The 18,057-nt window shown below is 71.1% G+C and carries 16 protein-coding genes; 13 read left to right on the forward strand and 3 right to left on the reverse strand.

What is annotated here, in order from left to right; translation table 11 throughout:
- Window positions 1-49: 49 nt before the first annotated feature.
- Complete coding sequence (locus FVE89_RS07115; protein ID WP_160533334.1) at window positions 50-1,321, forward strand: multidrug effflux MFS transporter; 1,272 nt, start codon at window positions 50-52, stop codon at window positions 1,319-1,321.
- Window positions 1,322-1,391: 70 nt separating this feature from the next.
- Complete coding sequence (locus FVE89_RS07120) at window positions 1,392-1,916, forward strand: DoxX family protein (RefSeq protein WP_160533335.1); 525 nt, start codon at window positions 1,392-1,394, stop codon at window positions 1,914-1,916.
- A 170-nt stretch (window positions 1,917-2,086) separates the two neighbouring features.
- Here FVE89_RS07120 and FVE89_RS07125 read toward each other — a convergent pair whose 3' ends face one another.
- Entirely contained in the window at window positions 2,087-3,535 is a 1,449-nt protein-coding gene (locus FVE89_RS07125; protein ID WP_160533336.1) for an MFS transporter, read from the reverse strand.
- 217 nt (window positions 3,536-3,752) lie between these two features.
- Between FVE89_RS07125 and FVE89_RS07130 the strand changes: the two genes are divergently transcribed.
- Together FVE89_RS07130 and guaB are read left to right on the forward strand one after the other, a co-directional pair.
- Window positions 3,753-4,643, forward strand: a complete 891-nt coding sequence (locus FVE89_RS07130) for a DUF3313 domain-containing protein (RefSeq protein WP_160533337.1) — start codon at window positions 3,753-3,755, stop codon at window positions 4,641-4,643.
- 174 nt (window positions 4,644-4,817) lie between these two features.
- Window positions 4,818-6,311, forward strand: a complete 1,494-nt coding sequence (guaB, locus tag FVE89_RS07135; RefSeq protein WP_160533338.1) for an IMP dehydrogenase — start codon at window positions 4,818-4,820, stop codon at window positions 6,309-6,311.
- Window positions 6,312-6,335: 24 nt separating this feature from the next.
- Here guaB and FVE89_RS07140 read toward each other — a convergent pair whose 3' ends face one another.
- Window positions 6,336-7,340 carry a GlxA family transcriptional regulator gene (locus FVE89_RS07140; RefSeq protein WP_160533339.1) on the reverse strand — a complete coding sequence of 335 codons (1,005 nt, stop codon included), beginning with the start codon at window positions 7,338-7,340 and terminating at the stop codon, window positions 6,336-6,338.
- Between the two features lie 125 nt (window positions 7,341-7,465).
- On the opposite strand from FVE89_RS07140, the gene FVE89_RS07145 reads away from it, so the two are divergent.
- The 7 genes from FVE89_RS07145 to panE all read left to right on the forward strand — a co-directional run bounded on the left by FVE89_RS07145 (window position 7,466) and on the right by panE (window position 15,280).
- Window positions 7,466-8,797 carry an FAD-binding oxidoreductase gene (locus tag FVE89_RS07145; RefSeq protein WP_160533340.1) on the forward strand — a complete coding sequence of 444 codons (1,332 nt, stop codon included), beginning with the start codon at window positions 7,466-7,468 and terminating at the stop codon, window positions 8,795-8,797.
- Window positions 8,798-8,862: 65 nt separating this feature from the next.
- A complete protein-coding gene (locus FVE89_RS07150; protein ID WP_160533341.1) occupies window positions 8,863-9,549 on the forward strand; it encodes an XRE family transcriptional regulator in 687 nt (228 codons plus the stop codon).
- Between the two features lie 102 nt (window positions 9,550-9,651).
- Window positions 9,652-10,560, forward strand: a complete 909-nt coding sequence (locus FVE89_RS07155; protein ID WP_160533342.1) for a glutamine amidotransferase family protein — start codon at window positions 9,652-9,654, stop codon at window positions 10,558-10,560.
- A gap of 35 nt (window positions 10,561-10,595) precedes the next feature.
- The gene (locus tag FVE89_RS07160; protein WP_160533343.1) at window positions 10,596-11,282 is read left to right on the forward strand and encodes a GXGXG domain-containing protein; all 687 of its coding nucleotides are present in this window, start codon (window positions 10,596-10,598) and stop codon (window positions 11,280-11,282) included.
- A gap of 185 nt (window positions 11,283-11,467) precedes the next feature.
- Window positions 11,468-12,796, forward strand: a complete 1,329-nt coding sequence (locus tag FVE89_RS07165; protein WP_160533344.1) for an FMN-binding glutamate synthase family protein — start codon at window positions 11,468-11,470, stop codon at window positions 12,794-12,796.
- Between the two features lie 74 nt (window positions 12,797-12,870).
- Window positions 12,871-14,178, forward strand: coding sequence for a type III glutamate--ammonia ligase (glnT, locus tag FVE89_RS07170; protein WP_160533345.1), 1,308 nt, complete (start codon window positions 12,871-12,873; stop codon window positions 14,176-14,178).
- A gap of 157 nt (window positions 14,179-14,335) precedes the next feature.
- Entirely contained in the window at window positions 14,336-15,280 is a 945-nt protein-coding gene (gene panE, locus FVE89_RS07175; RefSeq protein ID WP_160533346.1) for a 2-dehydropantoate 2-reductase, read from the forward strand.
- Window positions 15,281-15,289: 9 nt separating this feature from the next.
- Here panE and FVE89_RS30460 read toward each other — a convergent pair whose 3' ends face one another.
- The gene (locus FVE89_RS30460; RefSeq protein ID WP_202130629.1) at window positions 15,290-15,463 is read right to left on the reverse strand and encodes a hypothetical protein; all 174 of its coding nucleotides are present in this window, start codon (window positions 15,461-15,463) and stop codon (window positions 15,290-15,292) included.
- 200 nt (window positions 15,464-15,663) lie between these two features.
- Here FVE89_RS30460 and FVE89_RS07180 point away from each other — a divergent pair, with 200 nt between their 5' ends.
- Together FVE89_RS07180 and FVE89_RS07185 are read left to right on the forward strand one after the other, a co-directional pair.
- Complete coding sequence (locus FVE89_RS07180; protein ID WP_160533377.1) at window positions 15,664-16,965, forward strand: RsmB/NOP family class I SAM-dependent RNA methyltransferase; 1,302 nt, start codon at window positions 15,664-15,666, stop codon at window positions 16,963-16,965.
- An 80-nt stretch (window positions 16,966-17,045) separates the two neighbouring features.
- Window positions 17,046-18,053, forward strand: a complete 1,008-nt coding sequence (locus tag FVE89_RS07185) for an alpha/beta hydrolase (RefSeq protein ID WP_202130630.1) — start codon at window positions 17,046-17,048, stop codon at window positions 18,051-18,053.
- Window positions 18,054-18,057 lie beyond the last annotated feature (4 nt).

The following is an 18,057-nucleotide window of genomic DNA, read 5'->3' on the forward strand; positions in this document are numbered from 1 at the left end:
GATGGGAGCGCCCTGAACGGCCCGTTCCCGCGCAGCCCGAGAGCCCGCCTTGACCATCGCAGTCCGGCCCGTCCCGCCGGCCCATGAGACCCGTGCCCCTCGGCCCTGGTCGGGCCCGGGCTTCATCGAGTTCGTCGCCATCATCGCCCTGATGATGGCGGTGACGGCGATCTCCATCGACAACCTGCTGCCGGCCTTCCCGGCGATCGAGGCGCGCTTCGCCGTCGCGGATCCGAACCGGCTTCAGCTCCTCGTCTACGTCTACATGATCGGCTTCGGCGTCGCGCAGATCGTGTACGGGCCGGTCTCCGACACGGTCGGGCGCCGGCCGGTGCTGCTGGCGAGCCTCGCGATCTACGTGGTCGGCTGCGGGCTCGCCATGGCGGCGCCGAGCTTCGGCTGGCTGCTCGCCGCCCGGATCATCCAGGGCATCGGCGCGGCCGGCGGGCGCGTCCTGTCGGTGGCGATCGTGCGCGACCGCTTCGCCGGCCGCGAGATGGCGAGCGTGATGTCGTTCACCATGATGGTGTTCCTGATCGTGCCGATGATCGCCCCGGCGATCGGCGGCATGATGCTGGCGCTGGGCTCCTGGGTCTACGTCTTCGTCTCGATGCTGGTCCTGGCCTTCTGGCTGACCGTCTGGTTCTCCTGGCGCATGCCGGAGACGCTGCACCCGGAATACCGGCGCCCGCTCTCGCCGGCCGCGACCTGGGCGGCGATCCGCCTGACGCTCAGGACCCGCGTCGCCATCGGCTACACCACGGCCCTCGGCCTGCTGACCGGCTGCATCATGGGCTATGTCGGCTCGGCGCAGCAGGTCTTCGACACCGGCCTGTACCATCTCGGCCCGCTCTTCCCCCTGGCCTTCGGGCTGGTGGCGGGCGCGATGGGCACGGCGACGCTGATCAACGCCCGGGTCGTGCGGCGGCTCGGGATGCGGATGATGTCGCACAGCGGCGTCATCGCCTTCACGCTGGTCGGCCTCCTCCAGGTCGGCGTCGGGCTCGCCTATAACGGGCATCCGCCGCTGCTGCTGTTCCTGGCGATCCTGGCGCTGAACCAGTTCCTGATCAGCTTCGCGATGCCCAACTTCAACGCGCTGGCGCTGGAGCCGCTCGGCGCCATCGCCGGCACGGCTTCCTCGTTCCTCGGCTTCTACACGACGATCCTCGGTGCCTTCTGCGGCTTCCTGATCGGCCAAGCCTTCGACGGGACGGTGCTGCCGGTCGGCATCGGCTACGCGGCCCTCGGCGGCCTCGCCCTGATCGTCGTCGCCTGGACCGAGCGTGGCCGGCTGTTCCGGGGCGGCGCCGCCGGTTGAGCGCGGCTTAACCGGGTCTTCAGCGGCGGCGGCCAAGCTCCGGGCGTTCTCCCAGCCGACCGGATTCCCGATGATCGACCGCGCCCAGAACGGAACGCTTCTCGCCGCGCGACTGCTGCTGGCCGCCGCGCTCCTGCCCACGGGGATCGCCCGCGCCCTCAACGTCTCGGGCTTCGCGCTGACGCTCGCGGGCGGTGGCGTGCCGTTCCCGAACGCCGTGGCGACGGGCGCGGTGGTCGTACAGGTCTTCGGGCCGCTCGCCCTGATCCTCGGCGTGCTGCCGCGGCTCACCGGGCTGGCGCTCGCCGGCTTCGCGACGCTGACGGCCTTCGTGCTCCACGCCTTCTGGCACTATGTCGGCCCGGCGGCCATCGCCGAGCGCACGCTCCTCCTGGCCGATCTCGGCCTCGCGGGCGGCTTCCTGATGTATGCCTTGACGGGTCCCGGCGCCTGGAGCTGGCAGGGCTGGCGGGCCGCAGCGGCGGACGCGCCGAAGGCCAAGCCCGCCGCCGGGAAAGCTGCCCCGAAGGCCCCCGCGGCGCGGAGCGGGGCCAAGCGATCCGCCGGCCGGTCGCCCGCCCGCGCGGCGGCCTGATCCCTGATCGGCCGATCCGATCGACCCCCTCATCCTGAGGTGTCCGCGAAGCGGGCCTCGAAGGAGGGCTCCAGGGATCGCGACGCCTTCTGGAGGGCTCCTTCGAGGCCTGCGCTACGCTCCGGCACCTCAGGATGAGGTCGTAGATTGGGCGGCCGGTCAGGGGCTTCTCAGCCGTGCCGCGGCCGCATCTCGGTCGCGGCGGGCGGCGTCTCTGCGACCATCCGGCGCCCGGAGATCTCGGCTCCGGCATCCGGCGACAGGTTGCGGAACGCCATTACGGACGCCGCCGAGATCACCGCCACCGCGAAGAAGGCCGGCCCGAAATCGCCCGCCTCGATCTGCGTCCGGCCGTGCAGGCCGGCGGTCCCTTCCAGCGCCAGCGCTCCAAGCGTCACGCCGAGGCTCAGCGACAGCTGCTGGCAGACGCTGGCGAAACTCGTGGCCGCGCTCATCTCGCGGGATTCGAGATCGGCATACGCGATGGCGTTGACGCAGGTGAACTGGATCGAGCGTGAGCAGCCGCCGACGAACAGCAGGGCCACCATGATCCAGTGGGAGGTCTCTGCGGTGTAGAAGCCGTTCACCGCCAGGAAGGCGGAAGCCAGCAGCGCGTTCCACGTCATCAGCGTCCGAAAACCCGTGCGGCGCAGGATCTTCGGCGCGAGCGTCTTCACGAACATCGCGCCGGCCGCCGCCGCGAAGGTGATGAGCCCCGAATGCAGGGCGTCGAGCCCGAACCCGACCTGCAGCATCAGCGGCAGCAGGAACGGGATCGCCCCGGTGCCGATCCGGAACAGGCTGCCGCCGAGCACCGCGACCCGGAAGGTCGGGCGCTCCATCAGGTCGAGCCGCACGATCGGGTGGGCGACCCGCCGCGCATGCGCCCAATAGAGCGGCAGCAGGATCGCGCCGCCGGCGAGGCAGCCCCAGGAGACGGAAGCCGGCAGGAGGTGGCGTCCCAGGGAGGCGAGGCCGAGCATCAGCGCCGCAAGCCCCGTCCCGAGCAGCAGGAAGCCCGGGATGTCGAGGGGCGGCCGCTCCGCCTCGCGGACATCCTCGAAGAACAGGGTCGCCAGCACGATCCCGGCACAGCCGATCGGCAGGTTGATGAAGAAGATCCAGCGCCAGTCGAACCACGTGGTGATCAGGCCGCCGACCGGCGGCCCGAGCACCGGCCCGACGAGGGCGGGGAAGGTGAGGTAGGCGAGCGCCGTGACGAGCTGCGATTTCGGCACGCTGCGCAGCACGACGAGCCGTCCGACCGGCACCATCATGGCGCCGCCCATGCCCTGGAGAAATCGCGCGGCGACGAACCACGCCAGCCCGTTGGCGGCCGCGCAGGCGAGGGAGCCCGCCATGAACACCACCAGCGCCGCGCGGAAGACGGTGCGCGACCCGTAGCGGTCGGCCATCCAGCCGCTGACGGGAATGAAGATCGCGAGGCTGACCAGATAGGAGGTCAGGGCGAGCTTCAGCGCGATCGGATCCTCGTGGAGGCTCGCCGCGATGCTCGGCAGCGCCGTGGCGATCACCGTCGAATCGGTGTTCTCCATGAACAGGGCGGTGGCGACCGTCAGGGGGACGATCCAGAACGGTCTTTGGGTGGGGGAGGACATCACGGGACAGACGCGCGCCACGCCAAGCCGGTTGCACGGCGGCGGCGCCGAACTCGCATCCGCGTGTTTCGCGAATGTATCTATCTTGCAACAGAAGTTGTATCGCTAAGCTTAGGCACCTTTTGTACGCGTGGTCCCATGGCTACGTTCCGTTCACGCGGCCGTGAGCTCGGTCTGCGCGGGGGCCCGCCCGATGGAATGGGCCACGAGGAGTTCGATGCCGTCCAGCCCCATGAAGGCCCCCTTCCTGCCGCGGCTCGCCGCCGGCGTCGCCCTGTTCTCGATGGTGGCGGCCTGCGGCACCGTTCTCCTCAACGACCGCGGCTCGCTCACGCGCTACGACCGCCTGAAGGCGAGCGATCAGGTCGCCTCCGCCTCCCGGATCTACGTGGACCGGCCGGCGCTCGCCAAGGCCCACACGGTGCGCATCATCCCGACGGCGTTCCACGCCGACGTGGCGGGTGCCGGTCCGCTCACGCAGGCCGAGCGGCGCCTCATCGCCAACGCCGCCGACCGGGCGCTCTGCTACGACCTGTCGCTGAAGTACGACATCGTGTCGGGGCGCGACGCGGACCTCACCGTCCGGGCGCAGGTGACGCGGGTCGACCCGACGGATCTGCTCGGGGCCGGCGCGACCATCGCGGGCTCGGCCGGCGTCACGGTCGCCTCGCAATTCGGGCTGAGCGCCGCCGAGGGCGTCGGGCGCATCCCGATCCCGCGGATCCCGATCGGGCTCGGCAGCCTCACCGTGGAAGCCGAGGCGCTGGATCGCCGCCGCGAGCAGCGTGCCGCCATGGTGTGGGGCGGGGCGGCCAATTCCTTCACCAGCCAGCCGCGCTTCTCCCGCGCCAGCGACGCCTACGATCTCGCCGGCGAGTTCGGGCAGGATTTCGGCTACATGGTGGCCACCGGCGACGACCCGTTCACGGCACCCAACACGCTGCCGACCTGGGACCGCATCCGCATCACGACGCTCGGCGAGGCCCCCCTCGACCCGGATTGCGAGGCCTTCGGGCGGGCGCCCGGGATTGACGGCATCCTCGGCGACTATATCGGCCTGCCGCCGGAATATACCGACAAGGGGCCGGGAGCCCCCGCGATACGCTGAACCGCCACCCCGGCGGTGGAACCCGCCGGAAAAACCCGTGAGCCATGCGTGTTTTCGCGTTGCGCCGCGGCCCGCGCGCATTGGCGCCGTCGTGGGCACCGTGATACTGGCACTTGCCAACCCGATCCCGCTGCGCGACCCACCAACGCGCCGCCGTCCGAGGAAAGTTGGCACATGGCCCGATTAGAAACCGCATCGATCATCGAGGGCCTGACCTTCGACGACGTGCTCCTGCGGCCAGCCGCCTCCTCGGTGATGCCGACCGAGGTGAACGTCGCCTCCCGGCTGACCCGCACGATCCCGCTCAACCTGCCGATCCTCGCCTCCGCAATGGACACGGTGACCGAGGCGCCGATGGCCATCGCCATGGCGGCCAATGGCGGCATGGGCGTGATCCACCGCAACCTCGAGCCGCCGGAGCAGGCCGAGCAGGTCCGCCTCGTCAAGAAGTACGAGTCCGGCATGGTGATGAACCCGATCACCATCCACCCGGACGAGACCCTGGCCGACGCCTTCGAGGTGATGAAGAAGAACCGGATCTCCGGCATACCGGTGGTCGAGCGCGGGCCGAACGGCTCGCGCGGCAAGCTCGTCGGCATCCTGACCAACCGCGACGTGCGCTTCGCCACGAACTCGGCCCAGCCGGTCGCCGAGCTGATGACCCGGGACCGCCTGATCACGGTCCGCGAGGGCGTGACCCAGGACGAGGCCAAGCGCCTGCTGCACCAGTTCCGGATCGAGAAGCTGCTGGTCGTCGACGATCATTACCGCTGCATCGGCCTGATCACCGTCAAGGACATCGAGAAGCGCGTCACCTATCCGTTCGCCGTGAAGGACGAGCAGGGCCGCCTGCGGGTCGCAGCCGCCACCACCACGGGCGACGGCGGCTTCGAGCGGGCCGAGCGGCTGATCGATGCCGGCTGCGACGTGATCGTGGTCGACACGGCGCACGGCCACTCGATCAAGGTGCTCGACGCCGTGGCGCGCGTGAAGCAGCTCTCGAACGCCGTGCAGGTGGTGGCCGGCAACGTCGCCACCCGCGAGGGCGCGCAGGCGCTGATCGATGCCGGGGCGGACGCCATCAAGGTCGGCATCGGACCGGGCTCGATCTGCACGACCCGGATCGTGGCGGGCGTGGGCGTGCCGCAGCTCACCGCGCTCATGGAGGCGGTCGAGGCCGCCTCCGAGGCCGACATCCCGGTGATCGCCGATGGCGGCATCAAGTATTCCGGCGACCTCGCCAAGGCGATCGCGGCCGGCGCCTCTGTGGCGATGCTCGGCTCCCTGCTCGCCGGCACCGACGAGGCTCCGGGCGAGGTGTTCCTCTACCAGGGCCGCTCGTACAAGTCGTATCGCGGCATGGGTTCGGTCGGCGCCATGGCGCGCGGCTCGGCGGACCGCTACTTCCAGGCCGAGGTCAGCGACACGCACAAGCTCGTGCCGGAGGGCATCGAGGGTCAGGTGCCCTACAAGGGGCCGGTGGGCAACGTCCTGCACCAGCTCGCCGGCGGCCTGCGCGCCGCCATGGGCTATGTCGGCGGCGCGACCATCCCGGAATTCCAGGAGCGCGCGCGCTTCATCCGCATCACCAATGCCGGCCTGCGGGAGAGCCACGTCCACGACGTGACGATCACCCGGGAAAGCCCGAATTATCCCTCGCGGACCTGACGATCGGGGCTGAACGCGCGCGTCTCAGCGGGCGAAGGCCGCCGGAACGAAGGGGGAGGCCCCGTCGGGGATCCGCCGTTCCGCGGACGGGCTCTGCCCGAACAGCGTGCGATAGACCCGCGCAAAATGGGCGGCGTTCGCGAAGCCGGTAGCTTCGGCGATCTCGCTGATCGTCAGCGGGCTCTGGCGCAGCAGGCGCCGGGCGTGCGTGATGCGGATCATCCGGTATTGTTGCGAGAAGCTGAGACCGCACTTGTCGCGGAACAGCCGGTCGAGATGGCGCTCGCTCACCGAGGCGAGCGCGGCCATGGCCCCCCGGCTCAGCGGTGCCTCGACGGTCTTCTCCATGGTCTCGAGCACGAGCAGCAGGGCCGGATGATGGACGCCGTAACGCTCGGCCGATGAGGCGCGCTGCGGGTCGGCCGGCGCGCCGACGACGGTGTGGAGGAACCAGTCGGAGACGCGGCCGGCGAAGGCCGCGCCCATGCGCTCACGGATGAGGGCGTGGGCCATGTCGAGGGGGGCGATGCCGCCGCCGCAGGTGACCCGGTCCCCGGCGGAGACGTAGCGCGCGGGCGCGGGACTCAGGTCCGGGAACGCTTCCTTGAAGGCGGCCGCATGCTCCCAGTGAAGGGTGCAGGGGCGGCCGGTCAGCAGCCCCGCGGCGGCCATGAGATAGGGGCCGCCCGAGATGCCCCCGATGCGCACGCCCAGCCGGGCCAGCCGCCGGAGCGCCGCGTGGATTGCGGGCCGGTGCCATTCGGCCGGCTCGCCGCCCGCGCAGATGAAGACGGTGTGGAGGTCGCCGCGCTCCCGAGGGAGCGGCCCCGTCGGCACCTCCGCCCCGGAGGACGAGATCACGCGGCCATCCGGCGCCTCCCCGAAATAGCGCAACCGATAGAGCGGCCGGCCGGCGAGCCGGTTGGCCGCCCGGAAGGGTTCGCAGGCGGAGGCGAACGCCAGCAGCGGGAACCCCGGCAGGAGGATGAAGCCGATTCCCTGGACATCATCGCCGAGCTGCCCCGGCATCCCACGAACTTCATCGCCCGGTGTTTGTCCCATCGGGACAGGAAAGCGTCCCAGGGAGGCAAGCGCAAGCGGCACGTCGCGCCATCCTGATGTCTCCCGCCCTCAAGCCCATGGATGCGTCCCGGATGCCCGGTCCCACCGTCGATGACGTGCCATCCTCCGCAGATCACCCCGCGCGCGCCGATGTCCTCGTCATCGGCGGCGGCATCGTGGGGGTCTCGACCGCCCTCGAACTCGCCGAACGGGGCCTGTCCGTGGTCCTCTGCGAGAAGGGGATCGTCGCCGGAGAGCAGTCGAGCCGGAACTGGGGCTGGGTGCGCCTGTCGCGCCGCGATCCCCGGGAGATCGACCTGATGGCGGCCTCGATCCGCATCTGGGAAGGCTTGGCCGAACGGGTGGGCTTCGACGTCGGCTATCGGCAATGCGGCATCGTCGTGCCGTTCCACAGCGCTGCCTTCCGGGACAAGAACCTCGCCTGGCTCGACTACCTCAAGGGGACGCAACTGCGCGTGTCGGCGATCGACAACGATGGCGTTCGCGACCTCGTGCCGGACATGAATCTCGCCTTCGACGGCGCCCTGTATTCGCCGACGGACGGGCGCGCCGAGCCGCAGAGGGCCGCACCGGCGATCGCGCGCGCCGCGCAGGCCCGGGGGGCGACGATCCTGACGGGCTGCGCGGTGCGCGCCATCGAGACGACGGGCGGCGCAGTCAGCGGCGTGGTCACCGAGCGCGGGCGGATCGCAGCGGGTGCGGTCGTGGTGGCGGGCGGGGCGTGGTCCCGACTCCTCCTGCGCGGCATCGGCGTGACCCTGCCGCAGCTCAAGGTGCTGAACTCGGTCCTGCGCACGGAGCCCCTTGCGGGGGGACCCGACGTGACGGTGCGGGGGCCCGATTTCTCCGTGCGCAAGCGCGCGGACGGCGGCTACACGGTCTCGACCCTCGCGGCGAACATCTACGACCTGACGCCGGACAGTTTCCGCTTCCTCCGCCAGTTCCTGCCGGCCCTGAAGATGGAATGGTCGGCCCTGCGGCCCCGGATCGGCGGCCGGTTCGCCCAGGAATGGCGCGAGTCGCGGCGCCCGCGGCCCGGCGAGCCCAGCCCCTTCGAGAAGACCCGGATCCTCGATCCCGAGCCGGATGTCGCCATGGCCGACCGGGCGCTGGCCCAGCTCGCCAAGGCGTTCCCCGTCTTCGCGGACGCCCGGATCGCCCAGCGCTGGGCCGGGTTGATCGACGTGACGCCGGACGCGGTGCCGGTCATCGCGCCGGTCGAGACCCGGCCCGGCCTCGTCGTCGCCACCGGCTTCTCCGGGCACGGCTTCGGCCTCGGGCCGGGGGCCGGACGGCTGACCGCCGATCTCGTGACCGGCGCGCGCCCCGTGGTCGATCCGAAAGCCTTCCGGTTCTCGCGCTTCTCCGACGGGTCGAAGATCGTGCCGTTGACAGGCGTCTGACGCCGCGGCAGGGCGCCCGGGGACTCGCGTGGCCCGGCCCGCGATTGCCGAGGAGGGAACCCGCCATGCCGTCAGGCTCATCGAACCGGACGGCGGGACAAGCCCCGGGGCAAGCCCGCGCGCCGGTCCTGTCGCAGGATCCGCACGCCGTCCGCGAGCCGCGCGAGAACAACCTCGAACGGGCGATCGGCCACGCGGTGCGCGAGCGCCGAAAACGGCTGGGGATCACCTCCGCGGATCTCGCCGCGACGACGGGCCTGTCGCCCGGCATGCTCTCCAAGATCGAGAACGGCAACATCTCGCCGTCTCTCACGACGCTGCAGTTGCTCGCCCAGGCGCTCGGCATGCCGATCACCGGCTTCTTCCGGGGCTACGAGGAGGTCCGCAACGCCGTCTTCGTCAAGGCCGGTGAGGGTATCGAGCTGGAGCGGCGCGGAACGCGGGCCGGGCATCAGTACAACCTGCTCGGGCATATCCACGAGAACACCAGCGGCGTCACGGTCGAGCCGTACCTGATCACGCTCACGACCGATTCGGACGTGTTCCCGACCTTCCAGCACGCGGGCCTGGAGTTCCTCTACATGCTGGAGGGCGAGGTGCTGTACCGGCACGGGGACCAGCACTTCCACATGCAGCCGGGCGACAGCCTGTTCTTCGACGCCGATGCGCCGCACGGCCCGGCGGAGCTGCTCGTCCTGCCGGCCCGCTACCTGTCGGTGATCGCCTATCCGCAGGCGAGCAGCCCCGGTTGAACCTCGCATCGCATTCCTCAGAAGAAATTTTGTTTCTTGGCAGTTGATTTCTGCCGGGGTGTGCGCCTATGCTCCGGGCGTAGTCACCACGGAGGTGATGCCATGTGCGGCATCGTCGGATTGTTCCTGAAGGACCCCGCCCTGGAGCCGCAGCTCGGCGCGCTTCTCGCCGCCATGCTCGTCACCATGACGGACCGGGGGCCGGACTCGGCGGGACTCGCGATCTACGGGCCGCCGACCCCCGGCCAGTCGAAGATCACCGTGCAATCGGCCCGGCCGGAGGCGGATTTCCCGGAGCTTGAGCCGCGCCTCGCGGAGGTTTCCGGCGGATCGGCGCGGGTGGCGGTGAAGAGTTCGCACGCGGTGATCACCGTGGCGACCGACCGCCTCGCGGCGACGCGCAGGGCCCTCAAGGGCCTCTCGCCCGACCTGCGCGTGATGGGCGCCGGCGAGAGCGTCGAGATCTACAAGGAGGTCGGCCTGCCGAAGGACGTGGTGGCGCGGTTCGGCATCGCCGGGATGTCCGGCACCCACGGCATCGGCCACACCCGGATGGCGACGGAATCGGCCGTGACCACGATGGGCGCGCACCCGTTCTCCACGGGCGCCGACCAGTGCCTCGTCCACAATGGCTCGCTGTCGAACCACAACAACCTGCGCCGGAGCCTCGCCCGCGACGGCATGGAGTTCGAGACCCAGAACGATTCCGAGGTCGCGGCCGCCTATCTCACCACCGCGATGGCGCAGGGTCGGGATCTCGGCGCCGCGCTCGCCGGGGCGCTCGCGGATCTCGACGGGTTCTTCACCTTCGTGGTCGGCACCAAGTCCGGCTTCGGCGTGCTGCGCGACCCGATCGCCTGCAAGCCCGCGATCATGGCCGAGACCGAGCGCTACGTCGCCTTCGGCTCGGAATACCGGGCGCTGGTCGGCCTGCCGGGGATCGAATCCGCCCGGATCTGGGAGCCCGAGCCGGCGACCGTCTACTTCTGGGACCAGCGGCAGGCCGCCTGAGCCGCCCCGCAGCCTTCACGTCACGGATCTCGTCCATGCCCGTCTTCGATCTGGCGGCGACGCCCCTGCGCGCCCTGAACCAGGCCCTCCACGGCGTCGCTCCCGGCGCCAACGACACCGCCTTCGAGGTGCTGAACCCGAGGGGCCAGCACGCGGTGGCGGTCGGGATCGACGGGCCTGTCACCGTCACGGTGCGCGGCTCGGTCGGCTATTACTGCGCCGGCATGAACGACGGCGGCACCGTCACGGTGCAGGGCTCGGCGGGTCCCGGCGTCGCCGAGAACATGATGTCGGGCACCGTCGTGGTCGAGGGCGACGCCTCGCAATATGCCGGCGCGACCGGGCGCGGCGGCCTCCTCGTCATCAAGGGCAACGCGGCCTCGCGCTGCGGCATCTCGATGAAGGGGATCGACATCGTGGTGCACGGCTCGATCGGGCACATGTCGGCCTTCATGGGCCAGTCCGGATCCCTGGTGGTGCTGGGCGATGCCGGCGAGGCCCTGGGCGATTCCCTCTACGAGGCGAAGCTGTTCGTCCGCGGCAGCGTGAAGAGCCTCGGCGCCGACTGCATCGAGAAGCCGATGCGCCCGGAGCATTTGGAGCACCTCGGCGTGCTGCTCGATCGGGCCGGAGTCACGGACGTTCGGCCCGAGGCGTTCCGCCGCTACGGCTCGGCCCGCACGCTCTACAGCTTCAACATCGACAACGCCGACGCCTACTGAGAGCGCGCGCCGCCGAAGTGGATGCCGGTTCGGCGCAAGCGAGCGCGTCAAATCAAGGCCTTAAGAGCCTCTCACAAAACTCCCGCCAGGCTGTCGTGGCCGGAGGGCGCCCCCGGTGCCCGGGAGTTTTGTGAGGAGCTCTAAAGCCGCTCCCGATCGGGAGCGGCGCAAGCGGGAGACCGGGCATGACCTATCAGAACCCGCCGATGCCGCCGCGCAAGTCGGCGACCTTCGACGACCACACCCTGGCGGAGATCCGTCGGGCGGCGGCCACCGGCATCTACGACATCCGGGGCGGCGGCACGAAGCGCAAGCTCCCGCATCTCGACGACCTGCTGTTCCTCGGCGCCTCGATGTCCCGCTATCCGCTGGAGGGCTATCGGGAGACCTGCGGGACCGGCGTCACCCTCGGCACGCGGTTTGCGAAAAAGCCGATCGCCTTGAAGATCCCGATCACCATCGCCGGCATGAGCTTCGGCTCCCTGTCCGCCAACGCCAAGGAAGCGCTCGGCCGCGGCGCGACGCTGGCCGGAACCTCCACCACCACCGGCGACGGCGGCATGACCGACGAGGAGCGCGGCCATTCCGAGATCCTGGTCTACCAGTACCTGCCCTCCCGCTACGGCATGAACCCGCGCGACCTCCGGCGCGCCGACGCCATCGAGGTGGTGGTCGGCCAGGGCGCCAAGCCCGGCGGCGGCGGCATGCTGCTCGGCCAGAAGATCTCCGACCGGGTCGCGGCGATGCGGGATCTGCCCAAGGGGATCGACCAGCGCTCCGCCTGCCGCCATCCGGACTGGACCGGCCCGGACGACCTCGAGATCAAGATCGGCGAATTGCGCGAGATCACCGACTGGGAGAAGCCGATCTACGTGAAGGTCGGGGGCGCGCGGCCCTATTACGACACCGCGCTCGCCGCGAAGGCCGGCGCCGACGTCGTCGTGCTCGACGGCATGCAGGGCGGCACGGCGGCGACCCAGGACGTGTTCATCGAGCATGTCGGCCAGCCGACCCTCGCCTGCATCCGCCCGGCCGTGCAGGCGCTGCAGGATCTCGGCCTGCACCGGACCGTGCAGCTCGTCATCTCCGGCGGCATCCGCTCGGGCGCGGACGTCGCCAAGGCCATCGCGCTGGGGGCGGACGCGGTCTCGATCGGCACGGCGGCCCTCGTCGCCATCGGCGACAACGACCCGGCCTACGAGGAGGAGTATCGCAAGCTCGGCTCCACCGCGGGCGCCTACGACGACTGGCATGAGGGCCGCGACCCCGCGGGCATCACCACGCAGGATCCCGAACTGATGGCGCGCCTCGACCCGGTCCGTGCCGGCCGGCGGCTCGCCAACTACCTCAAGGTGATGACCCTGGAGGCGCAGACGATCGCGCGCGCCTGCGGCCACAACCACCTGCACAACCTCGAACCCGAGGACCTCGTGGCGCTGACCCTGGAGGCCGCCGCCATGGCCCGCGTGCCGCTCGCCGGGACCGACTGGTATCCGGGCAAAGCCGGCTTCTAAGCCCTTCAACCCCGCCGGTCGCGCCGGAACGGGGCGCGGCCGGTCCCACCGATCCGCGCTCAGGGGGCTCTGCCGTGACGACCGACCTTTCCGCCTACGCCGCCGAGCACGGCGTGAAGTACTTCATGATCTCCTACACGGACCTGTTCGGCTGCCAGCGCGCCAAGCTGGTGCCCGCGCAGGCGATCGGCGACATGCAGCGCGAGGGCGCGGGCTTTGCGGGCTTCGCCACGTGGCTCGACCTGACCCCGGCCCATCCCGACCTGTTCGCCATGCCGGACGCGGCCTCGGTGATCCGCCTGCCCTGGAAGCCGGAGGTCGCCTGGGTTGCGGCGGACTGCACCATGGCGGATGCCCCCGTCGACCAAGCGCCGCGTGTGGTGTTGAAGCAGCTGGTGGCGCGGGCCGCCGCCGAGGGGCTGCGGGTCAAGACCGGCGTCGAGGCGGAATTCTTCCTGCTCAGCCAGGACGGGGCGGCGATCTCCGACCACCACGACCGGGCAGAAAAATCCTGCTACGATCAGCAGGCCCTGATGCGCCGCTACGACGTGATCGCCGAGATCTGCGACCACATGCTGGCTTTGGGCTGGAAGCCCTACCAGAACGACCACGAGGACGCGAACGGCCAGTTCGAGATGAACTGGGAATACGACGACACGCTCGCCACCGCCGACAAGCACGCCTTCTTCAAGTTCATGGTCCGATCGGTGGCCGAGCGGCACGGCCTGCGGGCGACCTTCATGCCGAAGCCGTTCCCGGGGCTCACCGGCAATGGCTGCCACTGCCACGTCTCGGTGTGGAACACGGCCGGCACCGAGAATGCCTTCGCGGATCCCGAGATGCCGTTCGGCCTCTCGACCCGCGGCCGGCACTTCCTGGGCGGGATCATGCGGCACGCCCCGGCGCTCGCCGCGATCACGAACCCGACGGTCAATTCCTACAAGCGCATCAACGCACCGCGCACGGTCTCCGGGGCGACCTGGGCGCCGAACGCCGTGACCTGGACCGGCAACAACCGCACCCACATGGTCCGGGTCCCGGGACCGGGCCGGTTCGAGCTGCGCCTGCCCGACGGCGCGGCCAACCCCTATCTCCTTCAGGCGGCGATCCTGGCGGCGGGCCTCGACGGGCTGGCACATGCCGCCGATCCGGGACCGCACAGCGACGTCGACATGTATCGGGAGGGCCACGCCGTCACCGGCGCCCCGCGCCTGCCGCTCAACCTGCTGGACGCCCTGCGCGCCTTCGAGGCCGACGAGGCCCTGCGGGCGAATCTGGGCGGCGCTTTCTCAGCTGCCTACCTCAAGCTGAAACAAGGTGAGTGGGACAGCTACTGCGCGCATTTCACCGCCTGGGAGCGCGAGACCACGCTCGATGTGTGATCGAAACTCGGCCGGCCGGCGTGAGCCGGTGCTGTCCGGCCCCGCGAGGCGCGCTTCGGGAAGGAGCGGCGACCTTCGCCGTCTCGCGGGTCGTTTTGCTGTTGTTCGCGAACGTTGATCGCCTATAGCGGGAATTGCACCGGCCGGGAGACAAGACATGCGCACGCTGATCGTCGGAGCCGGCGCGACCGGCGGCTATTACGGCGCGCGGCTCGCCGAATCCGGCGCCGACGTGACCTTCCTGGTCAGGCCGGCGCGGGCGGCGAAGCTCGCCGCGGAGGGGCTGAATCTCCGCTCGCCGCTGGGCGACCTGCACATCCCGAATCCGCCCACCGTCACGGCCGACCGGCTGGCCGATGCCGGGCGATTCGACCTGATCCTCCTGTCCTGCAAGGCCTACGACCTCGACAGCGCCATTGCGGATCTCGCCCCGGCGGTCGGTGCGGAGACGGCGATCCTGCCGGTGCTGAACGGCCTCGCCCATCTCGACGCCCTCGATGCCCGGTTCGGGGCCGGGCGTGTTCTCGGCGGTTCCTGCGCCATCGCGGCGACGCTCGCGTCGGACGGCACGATCCGCGACATGAGCGAATTGTGCAGCATCACCTATGGCGAGCGGGACGGGTCGCGCTCGGCCCGGATCGAGGCGGTCGACGTCCTGATGCGTGGGCTAAAGTTCCAGCCGCGCCTGAGCGAGGCGATCCTGCTGGAGATGTGGGAGAAATGGGTCTTCCTCGCGACCCTCGCGGGAGCCACGACCCTGATGCGCGCCGCAATCGGCGACATCGTGGCGGCTCCGGGCGGCGTGGACCTGATGGCGACGCTCCACGCCGAATGCACGGCGGTGGCCGCGGCGAGCGGATACGCGCCGCGGGGCGTGGTGGCCGAACGGGCGCGGGCACAGCTCACGGCCGCGGGCTCGACCTTCACGGCCTCGATGCTGCGCGACATCGAGAATCGCGGTCGGATCGAGGCGGATCACGTGATCGGCGACCTGATCGCCCGCGGTCGCCGGCTCGCGCCGGAGGCCGCCTTTCCCCTGCTCACGCTGGTCTATACCGGGCTCAAGGCCTACGAGGCGCGGCGAGCCCGGGAGGCGGCCTGAGGCGCTGTCTCAGTACCGGCCGGGCGGCGGCGCCGGCGGGTTGCCGTATTCGAGCTGCGTCTTGGCATCGACGGGCCGACGCGGCGGCGGCGAGAAGTCCGGCTGGGCCGCGGGGGCGCTGGCGCAGGCGGCGAGCGAACCGGCAACCAGGGCCGCGAGGGCAATTCGGACGGCGGACGACATGGGCTGAGACACTCCCGGAACGCTTCCGGCATCGGACCACCCTGGTCGGCCGCCGGTCTATGCCATACGAGACGCGGTAGCCCGCGCCGCGACACGTCTGGGCCTGGATCGCGCCTGAAGCTCGGCCGTACCATGGCGGCATCGCGGGGCAAGCGTGGCCGTTTCGCGGCGCCGTCAACGCATTCCAAGGAACCAGACCGCTGACACCCGCCGCCCGCTGCTCCGCCGCCATCGAGGTGCTGACCGATATCGCCGAGCGCCGCCGGCCGGCCGCCGATGCCCTGAAGGATTGGGGCCTCGCCCACCGGTTCGCGGGTTCGGGCGACCGGGCCGGGATCGCGAGCCTCGTCTACGATGCCCTGCGGCGCCGGTCCTCGGCGGCCTGGATCATGGGTTCCGAGGCCCCGCGCGCTGTCCTGATCGGGGCGCTGCGGCTCCAGCAGGGTCTCGCCGCGGCCTCGGTGGCCGCTCTCTTTTCCGGTGAGCGGTTCGCTCCGGAGCCGCTCACCGACGACGAGCGTGCGCGGCTCGAAACGGGGACGCTCGAAGGCGCACCGCCCGAGGTTGCCGGCGATGCCCCGTCCTTCGTGCTGCCGGACCTCGCGCCGACGCTCGGCGACGATCTCATCCCGGAATTGAAGGCGCTCGCCCGCCGCGCGCCCCTCGATATCCGCGTCAACGCCCTGCGCGGCCCGCGTGAAGACATCCTGCCGGCGCTCGCCGCCTACGGCGCGGCTCCGACCCCGCATGCGCCGGCGGGCCTGCGGATCCCGATCGGGGCGGACGGGCGCGGTCCAGCCCTCCATGTCGAGGCCGAATTCCTGGACGGCTGGTACGAGATCCAGGACGAGGGCTCGCAACTCGCGGCGCTGCTCGCCGCACCGCGGCCCGGCGAGACCATCGTGGATCTCTGCGCCGGTGGCGGCGGCAAGACCCTGGCGCTCGCCGCCGAGACCGGGAACGGCGCCCGCCTGATCGCCACCGACGGCGATCCGCGCCGCCTCGCGCCGATCCATGAGCGCCTGCGCCGGTCGGGCGCCGTGGCCGAAGTCAGGACCCCGCGAAGCGGCCGCGCGCGCACCGATGTGCTGGAGGATCTCGACGGCACCGTGGACCGGGTGCTGGTCGATGCCCCCTGCACCGGCTCCGGGACGTGGCGGCGTAATCCCGATGCCAAATGGCGCCTTCGCCCCGGCAGCCTCGCCATGCGGACCGCCGAGCAGGCGCAGGTCCTCGACCGGGCCGCGCGGCTGGTCAGGCCCGGCGGACGCATCGTCTACGTCACCTGCTCGCTCCTGTCGGCCGAGAACGATGCGGCGGTGGCGGGCCTCCTGTCGCGCTGGCGCGGGCGGTTCACCGTGGATGCGGCAACCGATGTGCTCGCGGCAGGCCCGGCCTCGCTGGGCGCGGCGGTGCGGACCACGACCCACGGCATCCAGATGAGCCCGCACCGGACCGGCACGGATGGCTTCTACGTCGCGGTGATCGCCCGGAACGGTTGAGCCGCACGCATTCGGGACCCCATCGTCGCCGGCTGCGTTGCACCCGCGGCCCCGATCGATCCCATTGCCAGGAGTCGCCCTTGCGCCTGGACCGCCGCCTCATGCTTGCCGGCCTCGGGAGCCTCGTCGGCCTGCGGCCCGCTGCGGCCGCGACGGACGGGCCGCCGGAGCCGGCGCCGCACGAGGCGGTCAAGGCGCTTCCCCGGACCCTGCCCGGTGCCGACCTGCAGGTGATCGACCTCTGGCCGGGGAATCCGCCGGGCGGCGGAACCGGCCCCGATGCAGGCGGCTACCGCTACGTCGAGGGCGCCGTCGGCGACATCGCCCGGGTGGCGCGGCCCTGCCTGCTGGTGATGCGGCCGGCCAACGCCAACGGCGCCGCCATGATCGTCGCGGCCGGGGGCGGCTACGAGTTCATCGCGATCGGCAATGAGGGCGTCCCCGTCGGCCGCGTGCTCAACGCCGCCGGCATCACCGTCTTTCTGCTGATCTACCGCCTGCCGGCCGAGGGCTGGGGCTCGGGGCCCGACGCGCCACGCCAGGACGCGCAGCGCGCCCTCCGTCTGGTCCGGGCGCGGGGGACGGAGTTCGGCATCGATCCGGCGCGCGTCGGCGTGCTGGGCTTTTCGGCCGGCGGCCATCTGATGGGCGAGACCGCCGTCGGCAGCGCGCTGGACCTCTACCCGGCCGAGGATATGGTCGACGCCCAGCCCGTGCGGCCGGTGCTCGCCGGGCTGATCTATCCGGTCATCACCATGCGCAAGCCGTTCGACCGGACCCATACCCGCCGGATTCTGGTCGGTGACGACGTGACGCCGGCCGAGATGAAGACCTACTCGGTCGATCTCCAGGTCGGACCGGAGACGCCGCCGACCTTCCTGGCGCAGGCGATCGACGATCCCGTCGCGGTGGCCGACCATCCGCTCCTGATGTTCACGGCCCTGCGCAAGGCCCGGGTCCCGGCCGAGCTGCACCTGTTCGAACGCGGCGGCCACGGCTTCGGGCTCGGGGTGCCGGGCACGCCGGCGGCGGCCTGGCCCGGACTGTTCCTGGCCTGGATCCGCCTCCACGGCTTCCTGCGGGGCTGATCTC

The organism is Methylobacterium sp. 2A (assembly GCF_009806555.1).
In the GTDB taxonomy this organism is placed as follows: Bacteria; Pseudomonadota; Alphaproteobacteria; order Rhizobiales; family Beijerinckiaceae; genus Methylobacterium.

Excerpts from the sequence above, each read along its gene's own strand:
- FVE89_RS07120 (WP_160533335.1), top strand. The coding sequence starts at position 1,392 with ATGATCGACCGCGCCCAGAACGGAACGCTTCTCGCCGCGCGACTGCTG.
- FVE89_RS07125 (WP_160533336.1), bottom strand. The coding sequence starts at position 3,535 with ATGTCCTCCCCCACCCAAAGACCGTTCTGGATCGTCCCCCTGACGGTC.
- FVE89_RS07130 (WP_160533337.1), top strand. The coding sequence starts at position 3,753 with ATGCCGTCCAGCCCCATGAAGGCCCCCTTCCTGCCGCGGCTCGCCGCC.
- guaB (WP_160533338.1), top strand. The coding sequence starts at position 4,818 with ATGGCCCGATTAGAAACCGCATCGATCATCGAGGGCCTGACCTTCGAC.
- FVE89_RS07140 (WP_160533339.1), bottom strand. The coding sequence starts at position 7,340 with ATGCCGGGGCAGCTCGGCGATGATGTCCAGGGAATCGGCTTCATCCTC.
- FVE89_RS07145 (WP_160533340.1), top strand. The coding sequence starts at position 7,466 with ATGCCCGGTCCCACCGTCGATGACGTGCCATCCTCCGCAGATCACCCC.
- FVE89_RS07150 (WP_160533341.1), top strand. The coding sequence starts at position 8,863 with ATGCCGTCAGGCTCATCGAACCGGACGGCGGGACAAGCCCCGGGGCAA.
- FVE89_RS07155 (WP_160533342.1), top strand. The coding sequence starts at position 9,652 with ATGTGCGGCATCGTCGGATTGTTCCTGAAGGACCCCGCCCTGGAGCCG.
- FVE89_RS07160 (WP_160533343.1), top strand. The coding sequence starts at position 10,596 with ATGCCCGTCTTCGATCTGGCGGCGACGCCCCTGCGCGCCCTGAACCAG.
- FVE89_RS07165 (WP_160533344.1), top strand. The coding sequence starts at position 11,468 with ATGACCTATCAGAACCCGCCGATGCCGCCGCGCAAGTCGGCGACCTTC.
- panE (WP_160533346.1), top strand. The coding sequence starts at position 14,336 with ATGCGCACGCTGATCGTCGGAGCCGGCGCGACCGGCGGCTATTACGGC.
- FVE89_RS30460 (WP_202130629.1), bottom strand. The coding sequence starts at position 15,463 with ATGTCGTCCGCCGTCCGAATTGCCCTCGCGGCCCTGGTTGCCGGTTCG.